This window comes from Sphaerimonospora cavernae (assembly GCF_042435035.1).
Lineage (GTDB): Bacteria > Actinomycetota > Actinomycetes > Streptosporangiales > Streptosporangiaceae > Sphaerimonospora > Sphaerimonospora cavernae.
In genome coordinates, this window is the sequence record NZ_JBHMQT010000011.1 from 71773 (window position 1) to 93883 (window position 22111).

20 protein-coding genes and 2 pseudogenes are annotated in these 22111 nt (G+C 69.2%); 9 read left to right on the forward strand and 13 right to left on the reverse strand.

What is annotated here, in order from left to right; translation table 11 throughout:
* Nucleotide 1 precedes the first annotated feature (1 nt).
* On the reverse strand, nt 2–805 hold the full coding sequence (locus ACFHYQ_RS07930; RefSeq protein ID WP_394300432.1) for a helix-turn-helix domain-containing protein: 804 nt from the start codon (nt 803–805) through the stop codon (nt 2–4).
* Nucleotides 806–1065: 260 nt separating this feature from the next.
* On the opposite strand from ACFHYQ_RS07930, the gene ACFHYQ_RS07935 reads away from it, so the two are divergent.
* A complete protein-coding gene (locus ACFHYQ_RS07935) occupies nt 1066–1509 on the forward strand; it encodes an ATP-binding protein (RefSeq protein ID WP_394300433.1) in 444 nt (147 codons plus the stop codon).
* 168 nt (nt 1510–1677) lie between these two features.
* Nucleotides 1678–2757: a hypothetical protein gene (locus tag ACFHYQ_RS07940; RefSeq protein WP_394300434.1), complete on the forward strand. Its 1080-nt coding sequence runs from the start codon at nt 1678–1680 to the stop codon at nt 2755–2757.
* 218 nt (nt 2758–2975) lie between these two features.
* Here ACFHYQ_RS07940 and ACFHYQ_RS07945 read toward each other — a convergent pair whose 3' ends face one another.
* The 6 genes from ACFHYQ_RS07945 to fxlM form a co-directional block, all read right to left on the reverse strand.
* Entirely contained in the window at nt 2976–4076 is a 1101-nt protein-coding gene (locus tag ACFHYQ_RS07945; RefSeq protein ID WP_394300435.1) for a hypothetical protein, read from the reverse strand.
* Nucleotides 4073–4915: a thiopeptide-type bacteriocin biosynthesis protein gene (locus ACFHYQ_RS07950; protein ID WP_394300436.1), complete on the reverse strand. Its 843-nt coding sequence runs from the start codon at nt 4913–4915 to the stop codon at nt 4073–4075. The genes ACFHYQ_RS07945 and ACFHYQ_RS07950 overlap by 4 nt, the downstream gene beginning before the upstream one ends.
* Before the next feature lie 18 nt (nt 4916–4933).
* Nucleotides 4934–6235, reverse strand: coding sequence for a lanthionine synthetase C family protein (locus ACFHYQ_RS07955; RefSeq protein WP_394300437.1), 1302 nt, complete (start codon nt 6233–6235; stop codon nt 4934–4936).
* Nucleotides 6172–9246 (reverse strand): lantibiotic dehydratase, encoded by a 3075-nt coding sequence (locus tag ACFHYQ_RS07960; RefSeq protein ID WP_394300438.1) that lies wholly within the window; start codon nt 9244–9246, stop codon nt 6172–6174. Before ACFHYQ_RS07960 ends, ACFHYQ_RS07955 begins: the two co-directional genes overlap by 64 nt.
* A 94-nt stretch (nt 9247–9340) precedes the next feature.
* The gene (locus ACFHYQ_RS07965; protein ID WP_394300439.1) at nt 9341–9523 is read right to left on the reverse strand and encodes an FxLD family lanthipeptide; all 183 of its coding nucleotides are present in this window, start codon (nt 9521–9523) and stop codon (nt 9341–9343) included.
* Nucleotides 9524–9621: 98 nt separating this feature from the next.
* Nucleotides 9622–10836, reverse strand: a complete 1215-nt coding sequence (gene fxlM / locus ACFHYQ_RS07970; RefSeq protein ID WP_394300440.1) for a methyltransferase, FxLD system — start codon at nt 10834–10836, stop codon at nt 9622–9624.
* 232 nt (nt 10837–11068) lie between these two features.
* Between fxlM and ACFHYQ_RS07975 the strand changes: the two genes are divergently transcribed.
* Both ACFHYQ_RS07975 and ACFHYQ_RS07980 read left to right on the forward strand, forming a co-directional pair.
* Nucleotides 11069–12559 (forward strand): NsdA family TPR-like regulatory protein, encoded by a 1491-nt coding sequence (locus ACFHYQ_RS07975; RefSeq protein WP_394300441.1) that lies wholly within the window; start codon nt 11069–11071, stop codon nt 12557–12559.
* A gap of 175 nt (nt 12560–12734) precedes the next feature.
* Complete coding sequence (locus tag ACFHYQ_RS07980) at nt 12735–13745, forward strand: NsdA family TPR-like regulatory protein (RefSeq protein WP_394300442.1); 1011 nt, start codon at nt 12735–12737, stop codon at nt 13743–13745.
* A gap of 124 nt (nt 13746–13869) precedes the next feature.
* On the opposite strand, the gene ACFHYQ_RS07985 is transcribed toward ACFHYQ_RS07980, so the two are convergent.
* On the reverse strand, nt 13870–15447 hold the full coding sequence (locus tag ACFHYQ_RS07985; RefSeq protein ID WP_394300443.1) for an alpha/beta hydrolase: 1578 nt from the start codon (nt 15445–15447) through the stop codon (nt 13870–13872).
* 165 nt (nt 15448–15612) lie between these two features.
* Here ACFHYQ_RS07985 and ACFHYQ_RS07990 point away from each other — a divergent pair, with 165 nt between their 5' ends.
* Nucleotides 15613–16314, forward strand: coding sequence for an HAD family hydrolase (locus ACFHYQ_RS07990; RefSeq protein WP_394300444.1), 702 nt, complete (start codon nt 15613–15615; stop codon nt 16312–16314).
* Here the strand turns inward: ACFHYQ_RS07990 and ACFHYQ_RS07995 are convergent.
* Entirely contained in the window at nt 16218–16457 is a 240-nt protein-coding gene (locus tag ACFHYQ_RS07995) for an SAM-dependent methyltransferase (RefSeq protein ID WP_394300454.1), read from the reverse strand. The genes ACFHYQ_RS07990 and ACFHYQ_RS07995 overlap by 97 nt on opposite strands.
* Nucleotides 16458–16942: 485 nt before the next feature.
* On the opposite strand from ACFHYQ_RS07995, the gene ACFHYQ_RS08000 reads away from it, so the two are divergent.
* Complete coding sequence (locus ACFHYQ_RS08000) at nt 16943–17485, forward strand: RDD family protein (protein WP_394300445.1); 543 nt, start codon at nt 16943–16945, stop codon at nt 17483–17485.
* A gap of 15 nt (nt 17486–17500) precedes the next feature.
* Here ACFHYQ_RS08000 and ACFHYQ_RS08005 read toward each other — a convergent pair whose 3' ends face one another.
* Complete coding sequence (locus ACFHYQ_RS08005; RefSeq protein ID WP_394300446.1) at nt 17501–17848, reverse strand: VOC family protein; 348 nt, start codon at nt 17846–17848, stop codon at nt 17501–17503.
* Between the two features lie 178 nt (nt 17849–18026).
* On the opposite strand from ACFHYQ_RS08005, the gene ACFHYQ_RS08010 reads away from it, so the two are divergent.
* The gene (locus ACFHYQ_RS08010; RefSeq protein ID WP_394300447.1) at nt 18027–18332 is read left to right on the forward strand and encodes a DUF6247 family protein; all 306 of its coding nucleotides are present in this window, start codon (nt 18027–18029) and stop codon (nt 18330–18332) included.
* 105 nt (nt 18333–18437) lie between these two features.
* Here ACFHYQ_RS08010 and ACFHYQ_RS08015 read toward each other — a convergent pair whose 3' ends face one another.
* Nucleotides 18438–20099 carry a hypothetical protein gene (locus ACFHYQ_RS08015; protein WP_394300448.1) on the reverse strand — a complete coding sequence of 554 codons (1662 nt, stop codon included), beginning with the start codon at nt 20097–20099 and terminating at the stop codon, nt 18438–18440.
* A 102-nt stretch (nt 20100–20201) separates the two neighbouring features.
* Nucleotides 20202–20492 (reverse strand): annotated as a pseudogene (locus ACFHYQ_RS08020) (cupin domain-containing protein); the annotation flags it as partial.
* A gap of 52 nt (nt 20493–20544) precedes the next feature.
* Here ACFHYQ_RS08020 and ACFHYQ_RS08025 point away from each other — a divergent pair.
* Together ACFHYQ_RS08025 and ACFHYQ_RS08030 are read left to right on the forward strand one after the other, a co-directional pair.
* Nucleotides 20545–20952 (forward strand): annotated as a pseudogene (locus tag ACFHYQ_RS08025) (AlbA family DNA-binding domain-containing protein); the annotation flags it as partial.
* Nucleotides 20953–21235: 283 nt separating this feature from the next.
* Complete coding sequence (locus ACFHYQ_RS08030) at nt 21236–21949, forward strand: ATP-binding protein (RefSeq protein ID WP_394300449.1); 714 nt, start codon at nt 21236–21238, stop codon at nt 21947–21949.
* Between the two features lie 51 nt (nt 21950–22000).
* Here the strand turns inward: ACFHYQ_RS08030 and ACFHYQ_RS08035 are convergent.
* The coding region (locus ACFHYQ_RS08035; RefSeq protein WP_394300455.1) for a transposase at nt 22001–22111 on the reverse strand (111 nt) is incomplete at its 5' end.

Here is a 22111-nt window from a genome sequence, read left to right on the forward strand (position 1 = left end):
CTCACTCCCGAGCCAGCTTGCCGATCAGCGCGGCAGACTCCGCGGGCGACAACGCCGCCGCGCCGATCTGATCGAACCTCAACCGGTGCTTTGCTACATCTTCTGCGCTCTCAAGGTAGATGTCACCCATCGTGCCTTCCACATAGGCGATGTCAGGGTCGGCCGGATCCGGATAGCTCAGGATTGTGAAGCGGCCATCCAGTCCGGCGTGCTCGCCCATGTCGTACGGCACGACCTGGATGGTGATGGCGGATCGGGCTGCGTGATCGACCAACGTCCGCAGCTGTTCCCGCATGACGTCCCGGCCTCCGATCTGACGTTGGAGGGCGGCCTGGTCCACGATGACGTGCAGTCGTGGCGGTTGGGGTCGGTCCAGCATGGCCTGCCTGGCCCTGCGGGCGACGACCCGGCGGTCGATCTCCCCGTCATCGGCGATCATGCGGCCGGCGCGGATGACAGCCCGGGCATAGTCCTCGGTCTGGAGCAGGCCGTGAATGAGCTGCGCGTCCCAGGCCCGGATCTCCGATGCCTCGTCTTCGAGAGCTACGTAGCTACCAGAGAAAACATCCTGATACGCGGTCCACCAACCGCGTTGCCGTACCTGCCTTGCGAGCGCGATGAGGGCATCGCGCTCAGGGCTGCTCACTCCATAGAGGTCGAGCAGGTCGGCAACGTCGCCGTGATGTGGCCTAACCTGCGTCGTCTCGATGCGAGAGACCCGCGCCCGTGACCAACCGAGCCGGTCGGCCACTTCCTGCAAGGTGAGGCCCTGCAGGTCACGCAACCGCCTCAGCTCACGTGCCAAGCGACGGGCCCGCACAGTCGGTCGATACACCATGCCGCCAGTTTCGCGGCCCGGCCTACCATCGCGCCGCAGGATCCAAAAAAATCTTGTGAGTCTCGGCCAAGGGAGTTGCAGAAGTGAGATTCTCACTTCATCCGTACAGTACGTGTTACTGCAACTCTCCTAAGTAACCGATGCAACCGACCTGGAGGTAGGCCAGCGTGAACGATCGCGTCCCGCCCGTGCTCGTTGCAGGAGCGTCTCTACCGTCTGACTTCGGCATGGAGTCCCAGTCCTTTTCCGGTTCGATCCCTCAGCCGCATCTCGTGATCTCACGTCGATTCCCCTCTTCGCCTGAGCAGGTGCGGTCGGCTCGGCGGTTCGTGGGAGCGACGTTGGGGGACGCCCATCCGTGGACCGATGACGCCATGTTGCTCACCAGCGAGCTTGCGGCCAATGCCGTACGCCACGGAGAACCTGAGGGCGGGTTCCTCGTCTCCATCCGGCTCGGTGGTGAGCGCGTGATGATTGCCATCCGCGACGAAGGCTCCGCCCTGATTCCTCGCACGAAGGACGCCGACCTCGACGCGGCGGGTGGTCGAGGGCTCTGGCTGGTCGATCACATTGCCGATCGTTGGGGCTTCAGCCGTAGCGCGGTGGGCACAGCCGTCTGGTTCGAGTTGGCCGCACCGGCCCCTCCCCAGTCCGAGGCCGACACCGAGTAGCAGAACCGGCCCCGGCCACAAGACCCAACATGCCGCTTGACGGGCTCGACTGTTGGTGCCAGCCCATATTTAACGCAGAACCCGCTTGCAACGATCTCGTAGCACGGGTGGACGGTGTGCGGACCGAGTGGAACGCTGGCGTCATCGGAAGATCGTGAGGCGGGGTCGATGACGGGAATCTGGCAGGACACTCCGGATGGGCTGGTTCCGCTGCCCACGCAGCCGTTCCTCCTGGAGGAGAACCTTCACGACAGCATCGAGCGGGCTCCCGCCATGCTGCCGCTGCGCGGACAGCCGAGGCTGGTGATGCTGGGACGAGAGGTCCTCCTCGGCAACGGGTACGCCGACCTGGTCGCGATGGACGCCGACACCGGCCAGCCCGTGGTCATCGAGGTGAAGCTCGCGGCCAACTCGGACCGCAGGTCGGTCTTCACCCAGGTCCTCGGCTACGCGTCGCACCTCTTCCGGCTCTCGCCCGAGGCGTTCGAGGAACTGATCCGTCCGTACCTCGCAAAGCGTGGGAACTCCTCAATAGCGGAGGCGGTCGAGGCGGAGATCGCCGACGGTTCCGTGGACCTCGATGCCTTCCGCGGCCGCATGACCGCGGCTCTGGAGGAGGGCCGGATTCGGTGCGTGGTGGTGCTCGACGCCGCATCACCCGACCTGATCGATCTCGCCGGATATCTGCAGGCGGTCACCAACGAACGGCTCGACATCGACCTCGTGACCGTGTCGGCGTACGAGGTCCAGGGTGCCCAGGTGCTGGTGCCCCAGCTGATCGAGCCCGAGCGGTCCCCCCTGCCGCCGCCCGTCCGACCGCCGAGCCCGAGTCGGGAGGCCAGGCCAGTGGCCGGATCGGCCCTGTTCACCGCGAGCATCGACAGCGCGGACCCAGCCCATCGTGAGCATCTCCGGCGCCTCAGCACCTGGGCGCACGAACTGGAAAGCGAAGGGCTGGCCACGCTGTACACGACCGTGGGCAAGGGCCGTTGGGTGCTGAACCTTCGGCTGCCGGGCCAGGCCCGAGGGATGATCACCGTCTGGAACGACCGCGGCGCTTTCGTCTGCCCGCAGCGTACGGTCGTAAAGGCTGAGGCCCCCAAGACGCTGGCCCGGCTGGACGAACGGTTCCCCAACGAGATCCGCCAGAACAACAACCTGACCAACCCGGTGGACCAGGAGATCCTAGACCTGCTGAGGGACGCCTATGTCGAGGCCGCCGGGCGCAGGCACCGTCCGGCGGGGTGAGTAAGACGGATGATCCGGAACCTCCAATAACCGCTGCTCGCAGTCGTAGTTGAGCGGGTACCGGCGTGATACTCGCCGCGGTCCCCAGCCGCCAGCAGCCCGCCTGCATCCGCAGGGTGGCCGATATGATCCGCGCGGTCCCGGCCTCGATCCGCCGGGCGAGTTCGCGGGTGGACGCGCAGGCATTGATCCTGCCCAGGCGGGGCAGGAACACTTTGTCACCGGGTCTCCGCTGCCCTCCGGATAATGCCTTCGCTGATGTCCAGCGCGGCTGAAAGCTCATTCTCCGATCCAGTGGGGAGCTTCCGGCGGTCCAGTGCGCACGCCTCCACCAGCTCGGCCAGTACGCGGGCCTGGCCATCGGCGAGCATTCCGGAGCAGCCGTCGTGCCCCAGCACTTCGCGCGCCGCGTACCCGTCCCCGGATCCCACGGTGCGCTGGACCAGCGTCACGGCGACGGCCTGCGCGGCGAGATCGTCGACGACACCTGCGGCGTCGACGACCGACAGGCCCAGACGGGTTTCGAACACGGCCAGGCCCGAGCCGGGAGTGAACTGCCGGTAGAGGTCCAGCATCACGGCGAGGTCCTGGTCGATCGGCCGATCGGCGGCCTGACCGCACAGCACACGCAGGCACGCTGTCACCGCGTTCTCCCACGCTTCGCCTGGGGCGGTGTCCGCCAGCAGGGTCAACGCACCGCCGGTGTCCCCTGCGGTGGCCGCGGCGATCACGGCGACCTGGCGGCCGTCCAACATCCGGCGGCCGATGCCGTTGTGCCGCTCCATGTGGGTGAGTGCGTCGCGCCAGCGGCCCGCACGGGTCAGGGCACGGGCGCCGTCGGCGAGGTGGACCGTCCAGAGCCACTGCCGCAACTCCTGGTGCTCGCCGGGGGTCGTGGTGAGGGTGGAGGCGGGAACCGGAAGGCCGTCGACCGTGGTGTCGGCCTGGGAGGTGACCGCGTCGTACAGGGTGGCGAGGAGGTCCAGGGCGGCGTCGCCGTTGCCGTCGCGGATGTGCAGGCGGGCGAGGTTGACCAGCGGCTCCAGGGCGTAGCGGGCCCGCCCGCCCAAAGGGCAGGCCTGCAAATACACGCCGGCGTGCCGGTGGCACCACGCGCGGGCCAGGTCTGGCAACCCGATGTCGGAGGCCAGCAGCGCGGCCTGGTTGAACACCGCGGACGCCGACGCCGGGTCGTTGTCCTGCTCGGCCGTACGGGCGAGAGCGCACAGCGCGTCCACGCGGTTGTCGAGTGGGGTGCAGGCCGGGCGAGGGCGGGCGACGAGCGGGAAGCGGTGCGCTATCGGCCCGGTGGGGTTCATGGCTCCTCTTCTGCGTGAGGTGTCGCGGTGGGATCGCATCCGAACACCACGGCCTTGGCGGTGGCGGCCAGGACGGCTTGGAGTGTGGCGGGCAGGCCGAACCGGTTCCAGATGAAGATCACATGGTGGGTCAGGATGGCACGCAGCCCACGGTGTAGCAGCCCGCCGGAAGCCAGAGCGGCCAGGTCCTGCCCGGTGGAGGTGAACGCCTGTGCCCATTCGGCGGCGAAGGCCAGGGGTGCGCCCTCGCGCATGAGGTTCGCCGGGTCCACGCTCATCAGCCGTCGCAGATCGCTGTGCAACGCGCGCCGCCGGTGCTCGGGGACCTGGTCGGGCAGGTCGCGGTGGTCGGTGACCCGTGCCCACACGTCGCCCTGCTCGTACCAGTCCAGGCGGGCGGCACGCAGCAGGAGGGTACACAGCAGGATCGACAGCTCGCGGCGGTGGTCGACGCCGGGTGAGCCGCGGGTGTCGGCCAGGTAGGCGAGCAGGTTCCGGCTGTCGGCGTGGAAGAGCCGGTGGGCGACCCGCATGCCCTCGAGGCCGCCGAACGCGTGCGTCTCCGGCTCGTAGACGACCTGCGTCAGATCACCGATATGTCCCGCGTGTCTGAGGGCCTCGAGGTGGTGGTGGAGGTAGGCGTGCGTCTGGGAGGCGTTGCCGACGGTCAGGTACCGCACCCGCCAGCAGGGCGCTTTGCGGACGAAGAACCACGCGGTGAGCAGTCCCTCGGTCTCGGCCGCGACCAGCAGCGGCGCGATATGGGCCACGGCGGCGTTCTCCGCGTCGGCCCAGTCGGGGAAGGCGATGTTGACCTGGCGCCAGGGGCGGTGATCCATGCGGGCGGCTCCAGAGGGTTAGGCCAGCAGGAGGAAGGTGTCCCAGTGCGATGCCGGGGCGGCGCCGGTGCCGACGGTGTGCAGGGCGAGCGCGGCCCCTGCGGCGCCGTCCAGGAGTTCGGGGTCGGGCGCGGGGTCCTCCTGTACGCGTGCGGTGAGTCGGGCCGCCAGGCGGGGCAACTCGCCGGCGATGTGAGGTGTTGCGGCGTCAGCGGCCATCCGCCACGCGGATTGCAGCAGCCCGGCCATTCCGTGGCACAGCCCGATCTCCGGGAGCCGCTCTGCCAGAGCGGGATCGCGCAGCGTGGCGAGCATCGCGTTCTCCGCGGCCGTCTGTCGCGCCGCGTCCTTGAGCGCGATGCCCGCCAGTTGCTGGGCGCGAGCGGTGCCGCCGATGCCGTAACACCATGAGGGGCGAGGCCGCCGCGACGGCTCGACGCGGTGCGTGCGGACCTGGTCGAGGGTGATGAATCCCGGCCACCACAGCCCCGCGCCGTCGTCTTGACGCCACTGATCGGTCCACGCGCAGATCCGCCCGGCCGCCTCCCCGGCTCCGTCCACTGGCAGGTCGCGCAGCATGGCCAGCGACAACAGGGCCAGCACCGCGCCGATGCCGTGGGCCATGCCGAGGTTGCCGTGGCCATGCGGGTGGTCGGGGCTCGGCTCACCGTTGAGCGACACATCCGTCCACCACGGCGGCAGCTCGCCTCTACCGGGTAGCGGTTCGGTCAGTCGTACCAGGTAGGCGAGGACGTCCCGGGTGATCGGGTGGTCCGGGTGCCGCCGCAGATGGTAGACGCCCAGGCCCGCCAGGCCGCGGATCAGGTCGAACTCTCTCATCATGGGCCGCTGCGCCTGGTCGATGCGCGCGTGCGCCGCGGCCAGGCGGGCGCGGGTGAGCGCGGTGACCGCCTCGTCCAGGCGGGCTAGGGCGTCCCGGTAGCGGTTCGATGTGCGGGCGGCCGCGTGCAGGGCGAAGGCCACGGCCGGGGCACCGAGGAACAGCCCCGCGTTGGCCGCCGCGGTCAGCTCACCGGAGGCGGCCACCGACAGCCAGGCGCGGGCGGTGTCCCAGTCACCGTGGCCGGAGTGGGCGCGTTCGATGTGCAGCAGTGCGATGCCCGCCGCTCCTCCGGCCAGCGATTGCGGCCACGCCCGCCCGCCGGTCGGCGCCGCGCTCCAGGCGGTTTCCGGGTCGGCCAGTGCCGAGGCGACGGCGTCGGATGCGGCAAGAACATCCGCGATGACGGAGGTGTTCATGGTCTCCTCGCGGTTCGCGCGGTCCAGCTCAGGGCGGCGGCGCGGGCCAGGTGCAGGCATGCGCGCTCGCCTGGCAGGAAGGCCCCGGCCATTCGGACGTGGTGCAGGTGCAGCAGTTCGGGCAGCAGGGCGGCCGGGGGCGTGCCGTTCTTCTCCAGTGCCTGCCGATAGGCGGCCGCAGCGGTGCGCCGCCGGGCCCAGCAGGAGACGATGCGCTCGCCTGCGGGCTGCGCTGCCAGGTCGCGGTGGTCGTTCGGGTTGGCCAGGGCGACGGCCTGGTCGTAGAGGGTGCGAGCCGGAGGAGATGTGTCGGTGCGTGCGTGCTCGATCAGCCAGCGCATCGCTTCGGCGGCGTCCGTGATCAGGGCGATGGCGATGTCGAGCATGCTCGCGGCGGTCAGGGCGCGCAGGTCGGGGCCGTTCGCCTGGCCACCGGCCGTCAGCTGTGCGAGCGCCGCGGCCGAGTCCGCGGCGAAGTACGCCTCGGCGGTGGCCATCGCCGCTGCACCCCCGAAACGGGCGGTCTCCGGGAAGTAGGTGTCCCAGACCGCATGCGTGACCAGGCCGGCCTGACGGAGTCGCCGGCTCCAGGCGCTGATCACCGCGGTGGCGGAGGCGAAGCTGTCGGTCGGGAGCTTCAGGCGCAGGCGCAGGTGCGGATCGGGGTCGTGGTAGCGAAGGAACCACCATTCGGCCTGGTCGCCCAGCTCGTGGAGTAGAGACGGCAGGTGGCGGGTGAGAACACTGGTCTGCCGGTCGGGGTGGCCGTAGAGCTTTAGGGAGAACCGGCCGTCGCAGCCGGGCAGGTAGCCATGATCACGGCGAGTGGTCTCCGTTGCTCCCAGCCACGGCGGTGTTCTCGTGGGCTGCCCAGTGACGGCCAGGGGCACGACGATCTCGTGGGCGTGCCCGCTGATCCATCCTGCCGTCCCGGCGTCGGGGGTGGCGCGCAGCATGGCGGTGCCGGTGCGCTCCAGGTGTGCGCGTAGCAGGGCCCGGTGGGCGGGCTCGGACAGATCCAGGCCGATGCGCTGGTCTGTGTCGCCGAGGTAGACGTTCCGTGGGAGTGCGGCCTCGTCCTGCCATGCGGTCAGCGCTCGGTCCCACTCCGGCCAGCAGGCGCCGGGGCCGGGCAGGTCGGTCGCGGTGAGCAGCCATCGGGCCGGGGACAGGATCGTGCGCCCGTAGCGCAGCCCGGGCAGGAACGGCAGCCGAGCCGCGGCCCCCCAGTCGAACACGGCGCACGGGACGCTCAGCGCATTCGTGGCCTCGGTGAAGAACCGCGCCAGCGGATGCGTGTGGGTGACGGGATTCACCGCGTTGAACGCCACCGGCTCCACCGGCCGACGCCGCGACCGCGACACCAGGTAGATGCGGTGCGCGTCCGCGGTGACGGCGAGATCCTCCAGCGGTATTCGACCGTCGCCACCGCCGTCGTGGTACTCGCCGAGCGGCAGCAGGTGCGTCATCACCTGCGGGGCGCGGGCAACGTTCTCCGTCGCCGTATGCGGAGCCGAGGCGGAGACCTGCGCGGTCAGCGCGTCCTGCGTCGCTGTGGGCAGGGCCGCGTACAGCGCGGACATCCGCAGGCGGTCTCCGGGGTCGAACAGGTCCAGGAACCGTCCGGTCGTGGTCCCGGCGGCGCGGGATGCCCCGATGATCGCGAGAGTGAACTCTCCGTCGTGCAGGGCCTGCAGGGTCGGGGCGTGCAGGCGCACGGTCAACTCGGTCGTGGGCTGTACGGGTGCTCCGGAAGGGATGGTTGCGAGATCGGCGACCGCTGCCTCATCAAGCAGGATCTCGCGTCGGCGGCCCAATGCGGCCTTCTGCGCCAGCACCAGCAACTTCACATCCCGCTCGGTCAACCCACCATCTGGGGGCGCGGACGGTGCGCCGAGGTAACCGTCCGGGTAGCCGATCCCGGCGTCGGCGTCGACCGCGTCCAGGACGGGGACCAGGGCGCGCGGGCCGTAACGCTCGAGGAAACGGCCGTGCCAGGCGACCCAAGCGGGTCCGAGATCGGGTCGCGGCGCCAGGCGCACAAGCACACCGGCGGCCTTCGCCGCCTCGGCCGCCACCGACTGGGGTACCGCAAGCTCCCAGTCCACCCGCAGGTCGACAGCGACCGGGGACCTGGCCGTCGGGTGGAGGTCGGCCATCACGGTGGCGAGGCGCACCCGCTGGTCCCGCGCGATCAACGATGTGGGCGCGTGGTTGTGCCGGGCCAGTCCGGCGGTGATCTCCCGCAGGCGTTCAACGGTTTCGGCGACACCGGCGATCCGCCCGGCCTGCACCGCATCAAGCTCGCCCAGGAGGTAGCCGAGGGGATCGGTCGCCGTCATCGCCGGGCGCAAGCTCGTGATGAGCAGGCGCTGGGTCACCAGGTCCGCCAGCAGGTTGCCGACGACGTCGGCGGGAACGCCGGGGAAGTCGGCCGCGAGCTTTTCACCCAGGTTCCCCAACCGGATCGGCTCACCGGCCAAGGTCATGGCAGCGCGGATCGGATCGGTCGCACGCACGGATACACGTACAGGTGCGTTCCCGGTCGTCCCGCTTGGGAGGTGCTCCAACACCAGGTAGCCGTCACGCTCGATCACCAGGTTGTTGACCTGCACCATCAGGCGCGGCCGGAGCTCTGGTTCGGCTTCCAGGCGTTCGATCACGGCCGTGAGCCACTCGGCGTCGACTTTGGCGGCGGCCTGGTGCGCTGTGCCGACGCGCACGGCGGGCAGGTCGGCGATGCGGGTCGTGGCGACTCCGGCGAACAGGCCGAACGGCGTGGCGCGGCCCGAGGCGCGCAGCAGGTAGCGCATGATCGCCAGCACCGCGCGGCGCACGCCGGGCTCGGGCGTCGTGGTCCCGTCGCAGATACCGCGTACGCGGCGGGCCAGGACCGGGCTGGCCTGCTCCACGGCGGCCATGAAGCCAGGGATCTGGATGATCTGCTGCAGCCAGGGGCGCCAGGACGCGGGCCCGGCCGTCTGCCCGGTCAGGTCGGGCCACGGTCCGATCGTCTGGTCCAGTGTCCAGGCCGACGCCCGCACCACCACGGCATCGAGATACTCATACACCTGCTGCTCCCCATATCACGGGCGGTGCCGGCCGGAGCGGTGAAGCCCGGCCGGCCGCACTTTCTTCGGATGGTTCAGGTGCTGGTGGCGCTGTCTACGGGCAGGTGGCCGGGCAGGCGGACTGGCACGTCTTGCCGCAGTTGTCGTCGGTCATCTGGATGAGCCTGTCCGCCGCCGGGCCGGACTCGACGATCGAGACGTCCAGGTCCCAATCGCTGAGATCCTCCAGGATCTGCGCGGGTGCGGGTGCGGGTGCCTCGTTGAGCTGGATGGACATGAAAAACCTCCTCAATGGTGGTGGTGCGATCTCCCAGGCACCCCTCGTGCTTGGGGCCCGGTGGCTTCAGGGCGCGGTGGCTTCAGGGCGCGGTGGCTTCAGGACCAGAAGATGGCGACGACGCCGCGCCGTTTGACCGCGAACTCCTGGTACGGCACGGCCATACCGACGGCCTTCGGGATGTAGCGGATGCGCGCCGCGCCTCGGCGCCGGTGGTTGTCCGCCCACTGGCGCAGCAGGCCCACGTACCGCGCGGCGACCTGCTCGGCCTCGGGGCCGTGCGCGATGACTCCGGACTCGAATCCGCCGGTCGCCTCGTCCGGCCGCTTCGTGCGGTACGCGAAGCTGCCACCGTCGCTGATCAGGGCGGGCACGCCTCTGCCCGCGGATCGGGCGAGCAGTCCCTGCTCCACGAATTCCTCACTCGTGTGCAGCATCACGGCCTGCGGCGCACTCATGAGGAACAGCTCCAGCTCGTCGGGCAGATCGAACGCCGCTCCCGACCAGCGTTCCAGCCGCGGGGAGTGCAGGGCCTTCCGCATCGCCGCGACGTCGAAGTGCCGGGATTCGTCGTCCAGGCGCAGCGCTGCCTCATCACCGAGCAGCACGGTCCGCTCGCGGTGAGCACCGGACCCCTGCATCGGCACGAAGGCGCACAGGCGGTAGCTGTGGCTCGCCAGGCTCTCACCGTCGCGGTCGAACGCGATCGAGCGGGTCAGCCCCCGCATGCGCAGCGGGACGACCAACCTGCCGCGTTCGGATAGCTGCTCCACCCACGCGGGAGAGATGTCCCAGGCCCCGGCCGTGACCACGATCCGGTCATACGGGGCGCCCACGGGCACCCCGTACTCGGCGTCGGCCAGCATCACTTCGACACGGTCGTATCCGGCGGCGGCCAGACAGTCGCGGGCACGGGCGACGATGTCGGGATCGATGTCGACGGAGGTGACCTTCCCGCCGGCGCCGACGAGCTCGGCGAGCAGAGCCGCGTTGTAACCGCCCGATCCGATTTCCAGGACGCGCATGCCGGGTTCGATCTCGGCCTGCTCCAGCATCACCGCCTGAATGTGGGCGGCGGACAGATAGCTGGTGGCCGTGCCGTTCGGATCACGCTTGACCAGTACGGCATTGCCGTCGTCGTATACCGCCTCCAGCGGCTCACCGGGAGCGAACAGATGCCGCGGAACGGTGGAGACGGCCTCGGCGACGGACTCGGACGTGATCGCACCCGTGCTGCGCAGTTCGCCGACCATGGCGGCCCGCAACTCGGCGGCGGTGTCGGCGTCGGCGGTGTTCATGTGCGATGTCGTCATCAGCGATTCCTTCGAAGGGTGGCGGGGGCGGCGGCTGCCGCCACGGCGATCGTGTCCCCTTTCCCCGGCCGGTGCGGCGCCTTCACCAAACATCACAGCGAGGTGTCCGCACGACCCCCGATCGCGGGGAGCGGCACCGGATTTCGCACTCCCCGCCGCGCGGGGTGTGCCGGCAGCCGGCCGGCGGCTACGGTCAGGGGGAGTCGAGTTCACCGCCGGGAGGGGCGAGAGGATGGACGGCGAGGCGCGCAGGCTGATCAAGGAGCTGGCCGCGCGGATGCGCCGCACCGGCTCGCCCACCGCCCAGATCGCCGCCGAACTCATGCGGCGCTTCGGCCTCAACCCCCGGGTGGCCTGCCGGCACGCCCTGGGATTGAGCCAGGCCGAGATCGCCGACCGCTACAACCGGCGCTGGCCGGCCCCCGTCCCGAAAACCGCCAAGCACGTCTCCTACTGGGAGCGGTGGCGCGGCCCCGGCACCACCGGATCGTCCTCGGCGCGCACCCCGTCCCTGGAGGACCTGGGCCGCCTGGCGACCCTGTACGGGTGCCTGGTCGACGACCTGCTGTACGGGCCGCGCCGCGTCCCGACTCCGTATGAGGTCACTGTCCCGTATGAAGTGATCACCGATGTCCTGGACGGCCTCCGGCACCCGGCCGAGGCGCAGGCGACCTACCCTGAAAATTACGAGAATGACGCGGTTGTCGCTTTGCGAACTCCCATCGGTGAATGGAGCATCACCGTGACCATGTCGCGCCGCAGATTCAGCGCACTGCTCGCCACGGGTGGCTTGGCGGCGCTACTGCCCGATGCCGCCCTGGCGTCGGCCGCCACCGAGACCACCACCGTCACCGCTTCCTTCCGCCGGACCCTGCTCGCCCACCAAAGCGGCCACCACCTGCTGACTCCGGCCGCGCACATCGCCGCGCTCACCGACACGCTGCGCGACATCGCCGCCAGCCGCGAGAGCGCCGATGCCTCGCTACGGCGGGACCTGCGCGGCTTGCAGGCTGAGATCGCCGAGCACCTGTCGTGGCTGCACCGGGAGGTCGCCGATCTCGACGGCTGCCGCCGCTGGGCCGCCAATGCCACTTCTTGGGCGCTGGAGGCCGGCGACACCACCATGGCCACCTACATGATGATGCGTACCGCGTCGCTCGCCCTCGACCACGGTGACTACCCGCGCGCCATCGAACTGGCCCAGGCTGCCCAGCACACCACCTGGCAGATCCCCGCCGCCCTGCAGGGGGTGGCCCGGCTCTACCACGCGCGGGGCACGGCCCAGACCGGGAGCATCGACGCCGCCGCTCTGGATACCGCCGACGAACTCCTGGCCACCTCACCGAGTCCGAGCGTTCCGGCCTACTTGCGTTTCTACGGCCCGCGGTTCGCTGAGCTTCAGCGCGCCACCTGCTACCTGAGCACCGGGCAACCCGGCCGCGCTGTCACCATTTTGCAGGCGCAGTTGACCGGCCTGCCTCCCGACTACCATCGCGACCGCGCGGTGCATCTGGCCCGCCTGGGCGGCGCCCATGCCGCCGACCGTGCCCCGGACGCCGCCGCGATCGCCGGCCTGGCCAGTCTGACCGAAGCACGCCAGGCGGGCTCCCAGCACGTCGTGGCCGAGCTGGCTCCGCTGCGCGACCGGCTGACCCGCCACTGGCCCGCCCAGCCGAAAGTCCGCGAGTTCGGCGAGGCGCTCGCCGCGTTCCCCACCGCATGACCTCCCCGCCCCGCCGGGCGCGGCGCCCTGTCCGGCATACCGAGGAGCTTGGTGATCCGGCATGTCCCGCTGCTGCGCCACCCGCTCACCCACGTGCGCCATCTGCCTCGACGCACCACCGGCGATCGACGCGGCCTGGACGCCGCAGACAGCCGCTGACGCCATGGCGGAGTGCATGGAGATCGGACCGGAGATGGATCGGCGGGCGTTTCTGACGCTGTCGGGCGATGTCGCTCTTACCCTGGCGCGTGCCTGGGCCGCCGTCCCAGCGGCCAAGCTCGCCCATGCCGCTGGTGGCGGTACCACAGACGCCGAGGTCGTCACCTGGATCGAAAACCGCCTGGCTCAGCTGTGGCACCTGGACGACCTGATCGGCGGCGAATACTGCCTGAACCAAGCCCGAGCCGACCTGCGGTTGGTAATCCGACTGCTGAAACGCGGTCGCTCCCGCAGCGACATCGAACAGCGCCTGTACCGCGCGGCCGGTGAGCTGCTGCGGTTTTCCGGGTGGGCCGCCTTCGACACCGACCGGCATGCCGCAGCCGAGCGCTACTGGCACGCGGGTCTGCGTGCTGCCGCAGCCGGTGACGATGCCCTGACCGGTGCCTACATCCTGTCGCAGATGGCCATGCAGCACACCTACGCCGGCGACGGCCCTACCGCCGTCAACCTCCTGGACGTGGCCCGCGACCGGATCGGTGCCGGTGCCTCCCGCACGGTACACGCGATGCTGGACGCCTGGCAGGTCCGTGCGCACGCCGTCGCCGGAGAGCCGCGTCAGGCGTTGCGAATCCTCGCCCGCGCCGATGCGCACTGGGAGAGGCGCGACGTTGAGGAAGACCCGCCGTGGCTCTACTGGATGGCCCGCTCCTCGACCACGATCGAGGTCGGCATGGGCCTGGTGGCGATCGGCCATCCCGGAACCGCGGTCCGGCTGCTGGAGGAAGGCATGGCCGAGCGCAGTGCCGATTACGCACGCGACACCGCGCTCGGGCTGGCCGCCATTGCCGAGGCCCAGTTGGACCAGCGTGATTTGGACGGTGCGATCGACACCGCGCGCCGCGCCGCCGAGACCGCGAGCGGCCTGGATTCCACCAGGGTCACCGAACGCCTGCAGGCGTTCGGACGCCGCCTGCCCGCCCGCGCGCCCGCCGAGGAGTTCCGCAGCTGCCTGAGCACCTTCTGATCGCTGAGGTATCGCAAACTCTCAGTCCACCCGCAGTCGACAGCGACCGGGGGCCGGCCCGACGGGTGGAGGTCGGCCATCACGGTGGCCAGGCGCACCCGTGGTCCCGCGCGATCAACGTGGATCAGTGATGTGGTGCCAGCCAGTCCGACATATCCGACAGCAGGGCCGATGGTGCGGGCTGGTCGGCCGCGTCGGGCAGCGGTACCGGTACGGCCGGGCACCGGGTTCCGCGCGCGGGCAGCTTCAGCGAGATCAGGTAGTCGTCGATCGCGTTCGTGGCACAGTCGCCACGGCCGTAGACGCCATGTCCCCAGCCCTCGTAGGTGAGCAGTCGTGCCTCCCTCCCGATCTGGACGGCGGCGTGGGCCGCCCAGGCGTAGCCGGTGGCCGGGTCGTGCAGCCCGTTGACGAGCAGCAACGGCGGGCTGCCCTTCACCCGCAGGCGGTGCTGGGGGTTCGGGATCGGGTCCGGCCAGCCCAGGCACTCGGCGGTGAGCGTCAGGCTGGTCGGGACGATCCCCATGTCCGGCGCGATGGCCCTGGCGAGACGGAGGTGCCTGGCGTACTCCCGGTAGTCGCGGATCGGCCAGCGGAAATCCGCGCAGAAGAGCTGGAGAGGGTCGGAGATCTCCGGATCGGCCGCCGCCGACGCCCCCGGCTGGTCCGCCGTCGCGCCCAGCAGCCGGGCCGCCGAGGCGGGCGGCTCCTGCGCGCCCGCGTCGAGGGCCACGAGCAGTTCGGCGAGTTCGTACCACGTGGGCACGTAGCCCGCCCGGAAGGCGTAGCGGATCACGTCCTCCCTGGTGAGCGGTCTTGCGGGGCTGCCGGGGCGGTGGATCTCACCGCGGTCGGCGCGGTCCAGCAGGCGGGTCCAGAACGCTCGCACGTCCTTGCCGTGCAGCGCGCACCGGGTCTCCCTGCCGCACCACTTCACGAACTCGTTGAAGCTGTCCTGGGCGAACGCGGCCCAACTGTATAGGTAGGGGCCGGTTCCCAGGCTGTGGTCCAGGTTGCTGTCCAGGGCGAGGGCGCGGACCCGGTCGGGGAACAGTTCGGCGTACATCTGGCCGACCAGCGTGCCGTACGAGAGGCCGTAGAAGGTGACCTTCTCCTCGCCGAGCGCGCCGCGGATCGCGTCGATGTCACGGGCCGCGCTCACGCTGTCGATGTGGTCGAAAACCGGCCCTGTCCGGGCACGGCAGTCGGCGCGCAGCCGCTTGCTGTAGTCGAGCCAGGCGTCGAACTCCGCCTGACTCTTGATGAGCGGGTCGGGGAACTGGAGAACCAGCGCGAGAGAGCACCTGATGGGGGAGCTGTCGCCCACGCCGCGGGGGTCGAATCCCACGATGTCGAACCGGCGCTTGAGCTCCGGGCTGAAGTTGTTCAGGGACAGCGCGTAGCTGACCCCCGAGGTGCCGGGCCCGCCGGGATGGAGGATCAGCGATCCGATCCTGGCCGCGGGGTCGGTGGCCCTGCGCCTGGCCACGGCCAGGTCGATCGTCGGCCCGCCGGGGTCCTTCCAGTCCACCGGAACGGCGAGTGTGCCGCACTCGGCGAAGGGGTAGCGCGAACACGATGTCCAGCTGATCGTCGCGGCCGGCGCCGCTGGAGCTACGGCCGTGGCCCCTGCGGGCGCTAACAGGGATAACGCCATGAGAGCCGCCAGGGCGACGGCGAGCAGTGGAACGGTTCTACGCACGCGATCTCCAATCACAGGCGTATGCCGATGACCTCGACGCCACGATTGTCGATCAGTAAATATTTCGTGACAATAGTTAAGAATGATGTCGTCGAGCCGGACCAGGCAGAGTCGTCCACGCCTGAGTGGGATGTCCTGGGCGTTCTCGATCATTAGGCTCGAACGGTGAGTGCCGAGAAGACGCTGGTCCTGTGGGACATCGACCACACCCTGATCACCACCGGCAGCCTGAGCCGGGACATCTACGCCGACGCCTTCCAGACCGCGACCGGCCAGGTGCTGCGGCAGGTCGCCAACATGGCCGGCCGTACCGAGCGGGCGATCGCGACCGACACGCTGCGCATGCACCACATCGAGGTCTCCGACCAGCTGCTCGCCACGTTCGGCCTCGCGCTGGCCGAGACGTTCCCGACCTACGAAGCGGCGATCAAGGAGCACGGCAGGGTCCTGGACGGCGCACGCGAGGCGCTGGCCGCCCTCGCCGGCCGTACGGACGTCGTCCAATCGGTGCTCACCGGCAACATCGAACCGGTCGCGATCGGCAAGCTCAAGGCCTTCGAACTCGACCATTTCGTGGACTTCGAAGTCGGCGCGTACGGCATGGACCACGAGGAACGCCCCGAACTGGTACGGCCGGCACAGGAACGGGCCACCCGCAAGTACGGCCAGCCGTTCACGTCGGCCAACACCGTCCTCATCGGCGACACCCCCAACGACATCCTGGCCGGACACGTGGGCGGCGCCCGCGTGGTCGCCGTCGCCACCGGAACCTACGACGCGGCCACGCTCCGCGAAGCAGGCGCCGACGCCGTCCTCCACGACCTCGCCGACACTCCCGCCGTCGTCCGCTCCATCCTCGACGAATGATCAACCGCTCGACACATCGCCCGGTCGCGTGCCAGCAGCGCCCGCGCATGCACCAGTGCGACCGGATCGTTGTCGACGGAGACCACGCGAGAGGCGGGGTTGGCCCGCTGGGCGACCTGATGGACATTGTCCTGAGTCGGCAGCCCGGCCCGATATCGATGAACTGACCGATGCCCGCCTCACCGGCAAGGAACCGCACTGCCCGTGCGCACCCGGGGACAGCTGGCCGACCTGCCGAGACAAGGGCTGATCGGTCGTGCACGCCCGGCCAGAGTGCAGCAAGCAGGTCGACGGCTCCCACGCATGCCACCCGCGTTAGGAGCATGAGTCGGAAACGCAATGAGTTTGAGACTTAAATTATCCGCAAATAGAGAATTATGTAGCAGCGCTTATTTGCGATAGCTTTCGGTAGGTTTTCGTGCACATCCCCATGCGACCAGGCTCCGACTGGTCCTTCAACTCGCCTCCCGGGTGGCCGATACCCGCTGGATGGGAGCCTCCGGAGGACTGGAAAGGACCCGAACCCGACTGGCCAGAGGCTCCGCCGTACTGGCTGTGGTGGGTCCAGAACTCTGAGACAGCCGAGAAGAAGGAAGGATTGAGCACTCCCACTGCATCCGGTTCGCCGATGACTTTCCCCTTGAACAAAGGACAGGAAACGGGAAAGCCCTATCCGCCGCCACCTCCGCCTCCACCCCCATCTATCTACGCCGACTGGGTACGTCGTTTTGGGGCGTCTATCATCGATCTCTTCGTCGTCTACCTGCTGCCTTGGTTCGTCTCAAGCATCATCACCGGAATCACTGACGCGATGACACAGAGGTACGAGTTCTTCGACTACTCGGTACTGACCGCTTGGGGCATACGCCTCCCACAGCTGATCTTGATGATCGGATCCGTCGGACTAGTCGCGCTTTTCGCGGCGCAGATCATCCTCGAAGGGCGAACCGGCCAATCTGTGGGCAAGAAGCTGGTCGGCATCCGAATCGTGAACATGCACACTGGCCAGCCCATTGGGATCGCGATGGCCTTCGCTCGCCGGGCCTGCCGCTTTCTGAACGTGCTCCCCCTTGGCGCCGGCTTCCTATGGCCACTGTGGGACAAGAAGAAGCAGACTCTCGCAGACAAGGTCGTGGACTCCATCGTCATAGTCGACAGCAGGGCCGTGTAGGAAGAGTTCGTGAGGTCAGCGGTGCCCCAGGACGTTGACCACACGGCCGTTCGGGTCGCGGACGAAGAACCGGCGGACTCCCCACTCTTCGTCCTGTAGCGGGTGCACGACCTCGGCGCCGCTGTCACACATGGCCGCATAGACCGCGTCCACATCGTCCACCTCAATACTCATGTCGGGGGTGACGGGCGCCGTCTTGTCGCTGGTCATGACGCTGACCTGCGCCGTGCGAACGGACGGAGAGGCGAGGGTCACGATCCAGCCATGGTTCATGACCTCCTCCAGGCCCAGAAGGCCGTAGAACTTCACGCTCTCCTCCACGGCTTCAGACTGGATATTGGGGACGATCCGGCGAACTGACATCCATAGCTCCTACACCAGACAAGCGGAAAGTGAGTCCCGCGGCAGGGCGCGAGCATGGCCAGCCGCACCGGGCGGGCGATCGCGACCGACACCCAGCGTCTGCACGACATCGAGGTGCGCCTGGGCTTTCTGGGGCGACTGACCTGTGTGTCCGGTCGTTGGCGGCTAGGCTCGTGCTATGAGCGCTCAGCCCGTTCACGATCTACGCTACAGCCCCAAGGCGATCCTGCAGTCCCTGCCCGAGCAGTACCGTCAGGAGTTCCTCACGCAGTACTGGAAGGCGCTGGAGGACGCTCGCGAACCCGGCGAATACCACCGAGTGCACGATGTACTGCACCTGTGGTGGTTGTCCTCCCTCGCGCTTGCCGACCCCGACTATGAGGCTTCCTTGCAGGAGGTCCTGAACGGCATCGCGATCACCGTCCCCATCGAAGCGGCCATCCCCGACTACGAGGAACGCCTAGCACGGGTGCGCGCGGCGTGATCCACTTCCATGCGGATGACGAGGCCGAAACGATCGTCGTCATCCGTGTCGTCTGGGCCGACTAGCTAGGCGCACTCCTCGTTCTTTAGGCGATTATCAGACTACTTACCAGGCGATGCCGTGCACGCTGGACTTTCCGCTCCATACGGGAGTCTGCGGCAGCTCGAGCGGGGTGATCTCGCCGGGATACGAGGCGGCGCGCGGCGTCGGTCCCGGGGTGCCGGCTGTGGGGCGCAGGTCGACGCGGAACAGCTGGTACGGCGGGGCGTTCCCGCAGGCGGGCTCCGGCGGGTCGCCCACGAAGTGGCCGGCCTTGTTGTCCACCGAGACCAGCAGATGGCGGCCGGACCGGTCGAGGGTGAACGCCGCGATGTTTCCGCACCCCGGGGCGAAGGCCAAGCCGATCGGCTTCTTCTCGGCCGGATCGACGACCACGAGCTGCTGGTCCCAGATCCGTTCCACCCCGACCTGGGACATCACCATCCGGGTTTCGCCTGGAACGGTGAGCGCGGTCCCGTCCGCCAAGACGCCCATGGTCAGGAGCGTCCTGGCGGCGGACAGGTCGGCGCCCGGGCGGCGCGTGTCGAGCGCGACCAGCCGGGCCGAGTCCGCCTTCGGCGGGATCGCCCGGAACACCAGCGTGTCCGGGTCTCGCCAGTGCAGGCCGAGTCCTCCGTCGCCGAACGTGCCAAGGCCCTGCCCACCCGCGGCCGACCATTCCCGGTGATCGTCCACCAGCCCGACGAACGTCCTGTCGATCTCGAGGAATTCGTCCCGCTTCCCCACGGCGCGCGAGTAGGCGATGCGGCCCTGCGGCGAGACGGCCAGGTCCTTGATGATGCCTTCGTAATCACCGCCCACCCGCTCTCCGATCTCCGCGCCGCCGTCCCCGTGCACCGCGATCCGGTAGATCCGCGAGGACCGGTCTCCCCAGGCGCCGTTCCCGGCGGTGCTGACCGCTGCCAGGTACCGGCCCGGCGCGGTGTCCCGCACGACCGCGGTGAACTGGTAGAACCTGTCGTCCGGAGCGTCGACCCTGTCCGGCTCGCCGCCGCCCTCGACCAGGTCCAGTACGGCCAGGCGGTGGCCCGTCAGCACCAGCGCGTGGCGCGGCGTCCCGTCCGCCGCGACGGCGGGCGGCGGCTTCGGCGTGAGCCGTACGATCACCACGCCCACGGCGACCAGCAGGGCCGCGACGACCGCGACCAGCGCGATGGGCCGCCATGGCAACGGGCGACGACGCCCCGGCCGGTTCGGTGACCGCATGCCCGCCCAGGCCCCGAGCATGATGAAGACCACGGAGGCGAATGTCCAGCCGACATATTCCAAGGGAAAAGCATTGAACGTCGCGGGGTCCACCGAGCAGGTGGCCTCCTCCGGCATCTGGTTCAGCAGTGCCAGCGCCCGCTTCAACGCATAATCCAGACAGACCAGGCTGACACCGGCGAAAGCGGTCCATTTGTGTACGTGAGGATGGCCGGCACCCCGGCGGGCGATCACCCAGATGCACAGCACCATGGTGACGGGGACCGCCGGCGACACGAACACGTCGATCTGCCACAGCCGGGCGGACAGTTCCTCCTTCCAGGCAGGCTCGGCAACGTAGCTCGTCCAGCCGCACGTGACGGTCTCGCTCGCCAACACCGAGGGAACGAGCAGGGCCAACCACTTCAGCACGAATTCCCAGACGATCAGCAGGGCCGCCGACCACCACCAGAAAAGGGAGTAGGACTGGCGAACCGGTAAAACGGCTACAGGAAGGGACATGCCGGTCTTCCCATGGTCGGTCGGCACGGGCATTTGCCCGGAAAATCCTGACGCTCCATTCTCTCTTGGTCAAACCGCGAGAAACTCCGACTGTCCGGCTTCTTATCCCTTCGCGGCGGGCCGGGCCCGTACGTGCAGCCGCTCGCCCTGCGGGCCGAACAGGCTGAGGAACTCGACCGGCTGCGGTCCCGCGTTGCCGAACGCGTGCGGCACGCGGGTGTCGAACTCGGCGGCCTCTCCGGCGGTGAGGACGAGATCGTGCTCGCCGAGGGCCAGCCGCAGCCGACCGGACAGGACGTACAGCCACTCATATCCCTCGTGCGACCGCTGCTCCGGCCGCATGTCGTCCGCGTCCTGCCCCGCGGGCGGCATTATCTGCTTGTACGCTCGCAGCTCCATCGCGCCGACAGGCCCTCGCACTCTCCCCCCTGACGAACAGGCACTGATGGTAACTGAGAAACGTCGAAAAACGACGTTTCTCAGTTACCATCAGTGCCTGGAGCCGGATGAGCTTGACGCCGTACTCGCCGTCGTGGGCGACGGCATCCCCGCCGACGCTTTGGAAACCGAGGTCCTGGACTTCAAGCTCGTAGCCGAATCACCGAAGGCGACCTTCAACCTGCTCGCCGACGCCCTCGTCTGCTTCGTCAATGCCCGCGGCGGGACCGTGGTCCTGGGCGTGGACGACAAAGCCAAGACCCGCGCGGACGCCCTGCGAGGCGTGCCCGGCGCCTACTCGATCGACCAGATCCGCAAGGGCGTCTTCGATCGGACACATCCGCCGATCACGCCGTTCGTGACCGAGAAGATCGTGGACGGCGTACGACTGGTCGCGATCACGGTCCCCCAGGGGGTCATCCCCCACAGCAACGCCTCGGGACTCGCCACGCGTCGCCTCGGCACGGAATGCCTGCCATTCCCACCTGCGCAGCAGCGTGAGGTCATGATCGCGCGAGGGCAGGTCGACTGGTCCGCGGAGGCGTCGAGGGCGCGGATCGAAGACCTGAGCGCCGTGGAGCTCGCCAGGCTTCGAGATCTTCTCACGACCGGAGGCCGGGACCATCTCGCCGAGCTGGGCGATCGGGCCATGCTCGAAGCCCTGCGGCTGGTCACCGCGGAGGGAGACGTCACCAACGGTGGACATCGAGCACTCCCCCGAACGACTGGTGATCACCAGCCCCGGGGGCCTCGTGGCGGGCGTCACGCCGGACAACATCCTCACGCACCCGTCAACGCCCCGGAACCGTCTGCTGACCGAGACCATCGCCGCGCTGCAACTCGCGGAGCGCACCGGCCAGGGGATCGACCGCGCCTACCGGGAGATGCTGCGGGCAGGCAAGGAGCCTCCCACGTTCGAGGACAGCGGCACCCTGGTGCGAGCGACACTGTCCGGCGGGATCGGGAACGACGCGTTCGTCCGTTTCGTCGGTGAACTGCCTGCGAGGGCAGGCCGCGACGTCAATGTCCTGCTCGCCCTGTCCTACCTGCGGGGGAGGAGCACGATCGACGCGACCCGGCTCGCCGCCGTGATCCAACGCCCGGTCGCCGAGACCCAGGACGTCCTGTCGGCGATGGCCGATGACAGCGGCCTCCTGGAGGCGACCCGGCGAACGGCCAGGAGGTCCTTCCCCACCTATCGGCTGCGGCCGGAGACCGTCACGGCGATGTCCCGCGCGGTGAGTTATCGGTCTCGGAGCGTGGACGGCATGGACCAGAAGGTCACCGACCACGTCCGAGAGTACGGCTTCGTCACCAACCGCACGATCCAACGGCTCTTCGACATCCAGGTGTACGCCGCCCGCGATCTACCGGAATGCGGGCCAGTGCTCCGGCCTTCAGGCCGGGGGTGAAGGCCCGCGCGGGAGTGCCCGCTAGGGCGCGAGCGTGCCTTCATCCGCAGGTCACAGCGGGCGTTGCTGCTGCTCGATGTACTGCTTGAGTACCGCGAGCGGTGCGCCGCCCACGCTTCCGGCGAAGTAGGACCCGGACCAGAAGTGTCCACCCCACAGGTA

Coding starts and splice junctions, on each gene's coding strand:
- ACFHYQ_RS07935 (WP_394300433.1), top strand. CDS start 1,066: ATGGAGTCCCAGTCCTTTTCCGGTTCGATCCCTCAGCCGCATCTCGTG.
- ACFHYQ_RS07940 (WP_394300434.1), top strand. CDS start 1,678: ATGACGGGAATCTGGCAGGACACTCCGGATGGGCTGGTTCCGCTGCCC.
- ACFHYQ_RS07945 (WP_394300435.1), bottom strand. CDS start 4,076: ATGAACCCCACCGGGCCGATAGCGCACCGCTTCCCGCTCGTCGCCCGC.
- ACFHYQ_RS07950 (WP_394300436.1), bottom strand. CDS start 4,915: ATGGATCACCGCCCCTGGCGCCAGGTCAACATCGCCTTCCCCGACTGG.
- ACFHYQ_RS07955 (WP_394300437.1), bottom strand. CDS start 6,235: ATGCCTGCACCTGGCCCGCGCCGCCGCCCTGAGCTGGACCGCGCGAAC.
- ACFHYQ_RS07965 (WP_394300439.1), bottom strand. CDS start 9,523: ATGTCCATCCAGCTCAACGAGGCACCCGCACCCGCACCCGCGCAGATC.
- fxlM (WP_394300440.1), bottom strand. CDS start 10,836: ATGACGACATCGCACATGAACACCGCCGACGCCGACACCGCCGCCGAG.
- ACFHYQ_RS07975 (WP_394300441.1), top strand. CDS start 11,069: ATGGACGGCGAGGCGCGCAGGCTGATCAAGGAGCTGGCCGCGCGGATG.
- ACFHYQ_RS07980 (WP_394300442.1), top strand. CDS start 12,735: ATGGAGATCGGACCGGAGATGGATCGGCGGGCGTTTCTGACGCTGTCG.
- ACFHYQ_RS08000 (WP_394300445.1), top strand. CDS start 16,943: ATGACTTTCCCCTTGAACAAAGGACAGGAAACGGGAAAGCCCTATCCG.
- ACFHYQ_RS08005 (WP_394300446.1), bottom strand. CDS start 17,848: ATGTCAGTTCGCCGGATCGTCCCCAATATCCAGTCTGAAGCCGTGGAG.
- ACFHYQ_RS08010 (WP_394300447.1), top strand. CDS start 18,027: ATGAGCGCTCAGCCCGTTCACGATCTACGCTACAGCCCCAAGGCGATC.
- ACFHYQ_RS08015 (WP_394300448.1), bottom strand. CDS start 20,099: ATGTCCCTTCCTGTAGCCGTTTTACCGGTTCGCCAGTCCTACTCCCTT.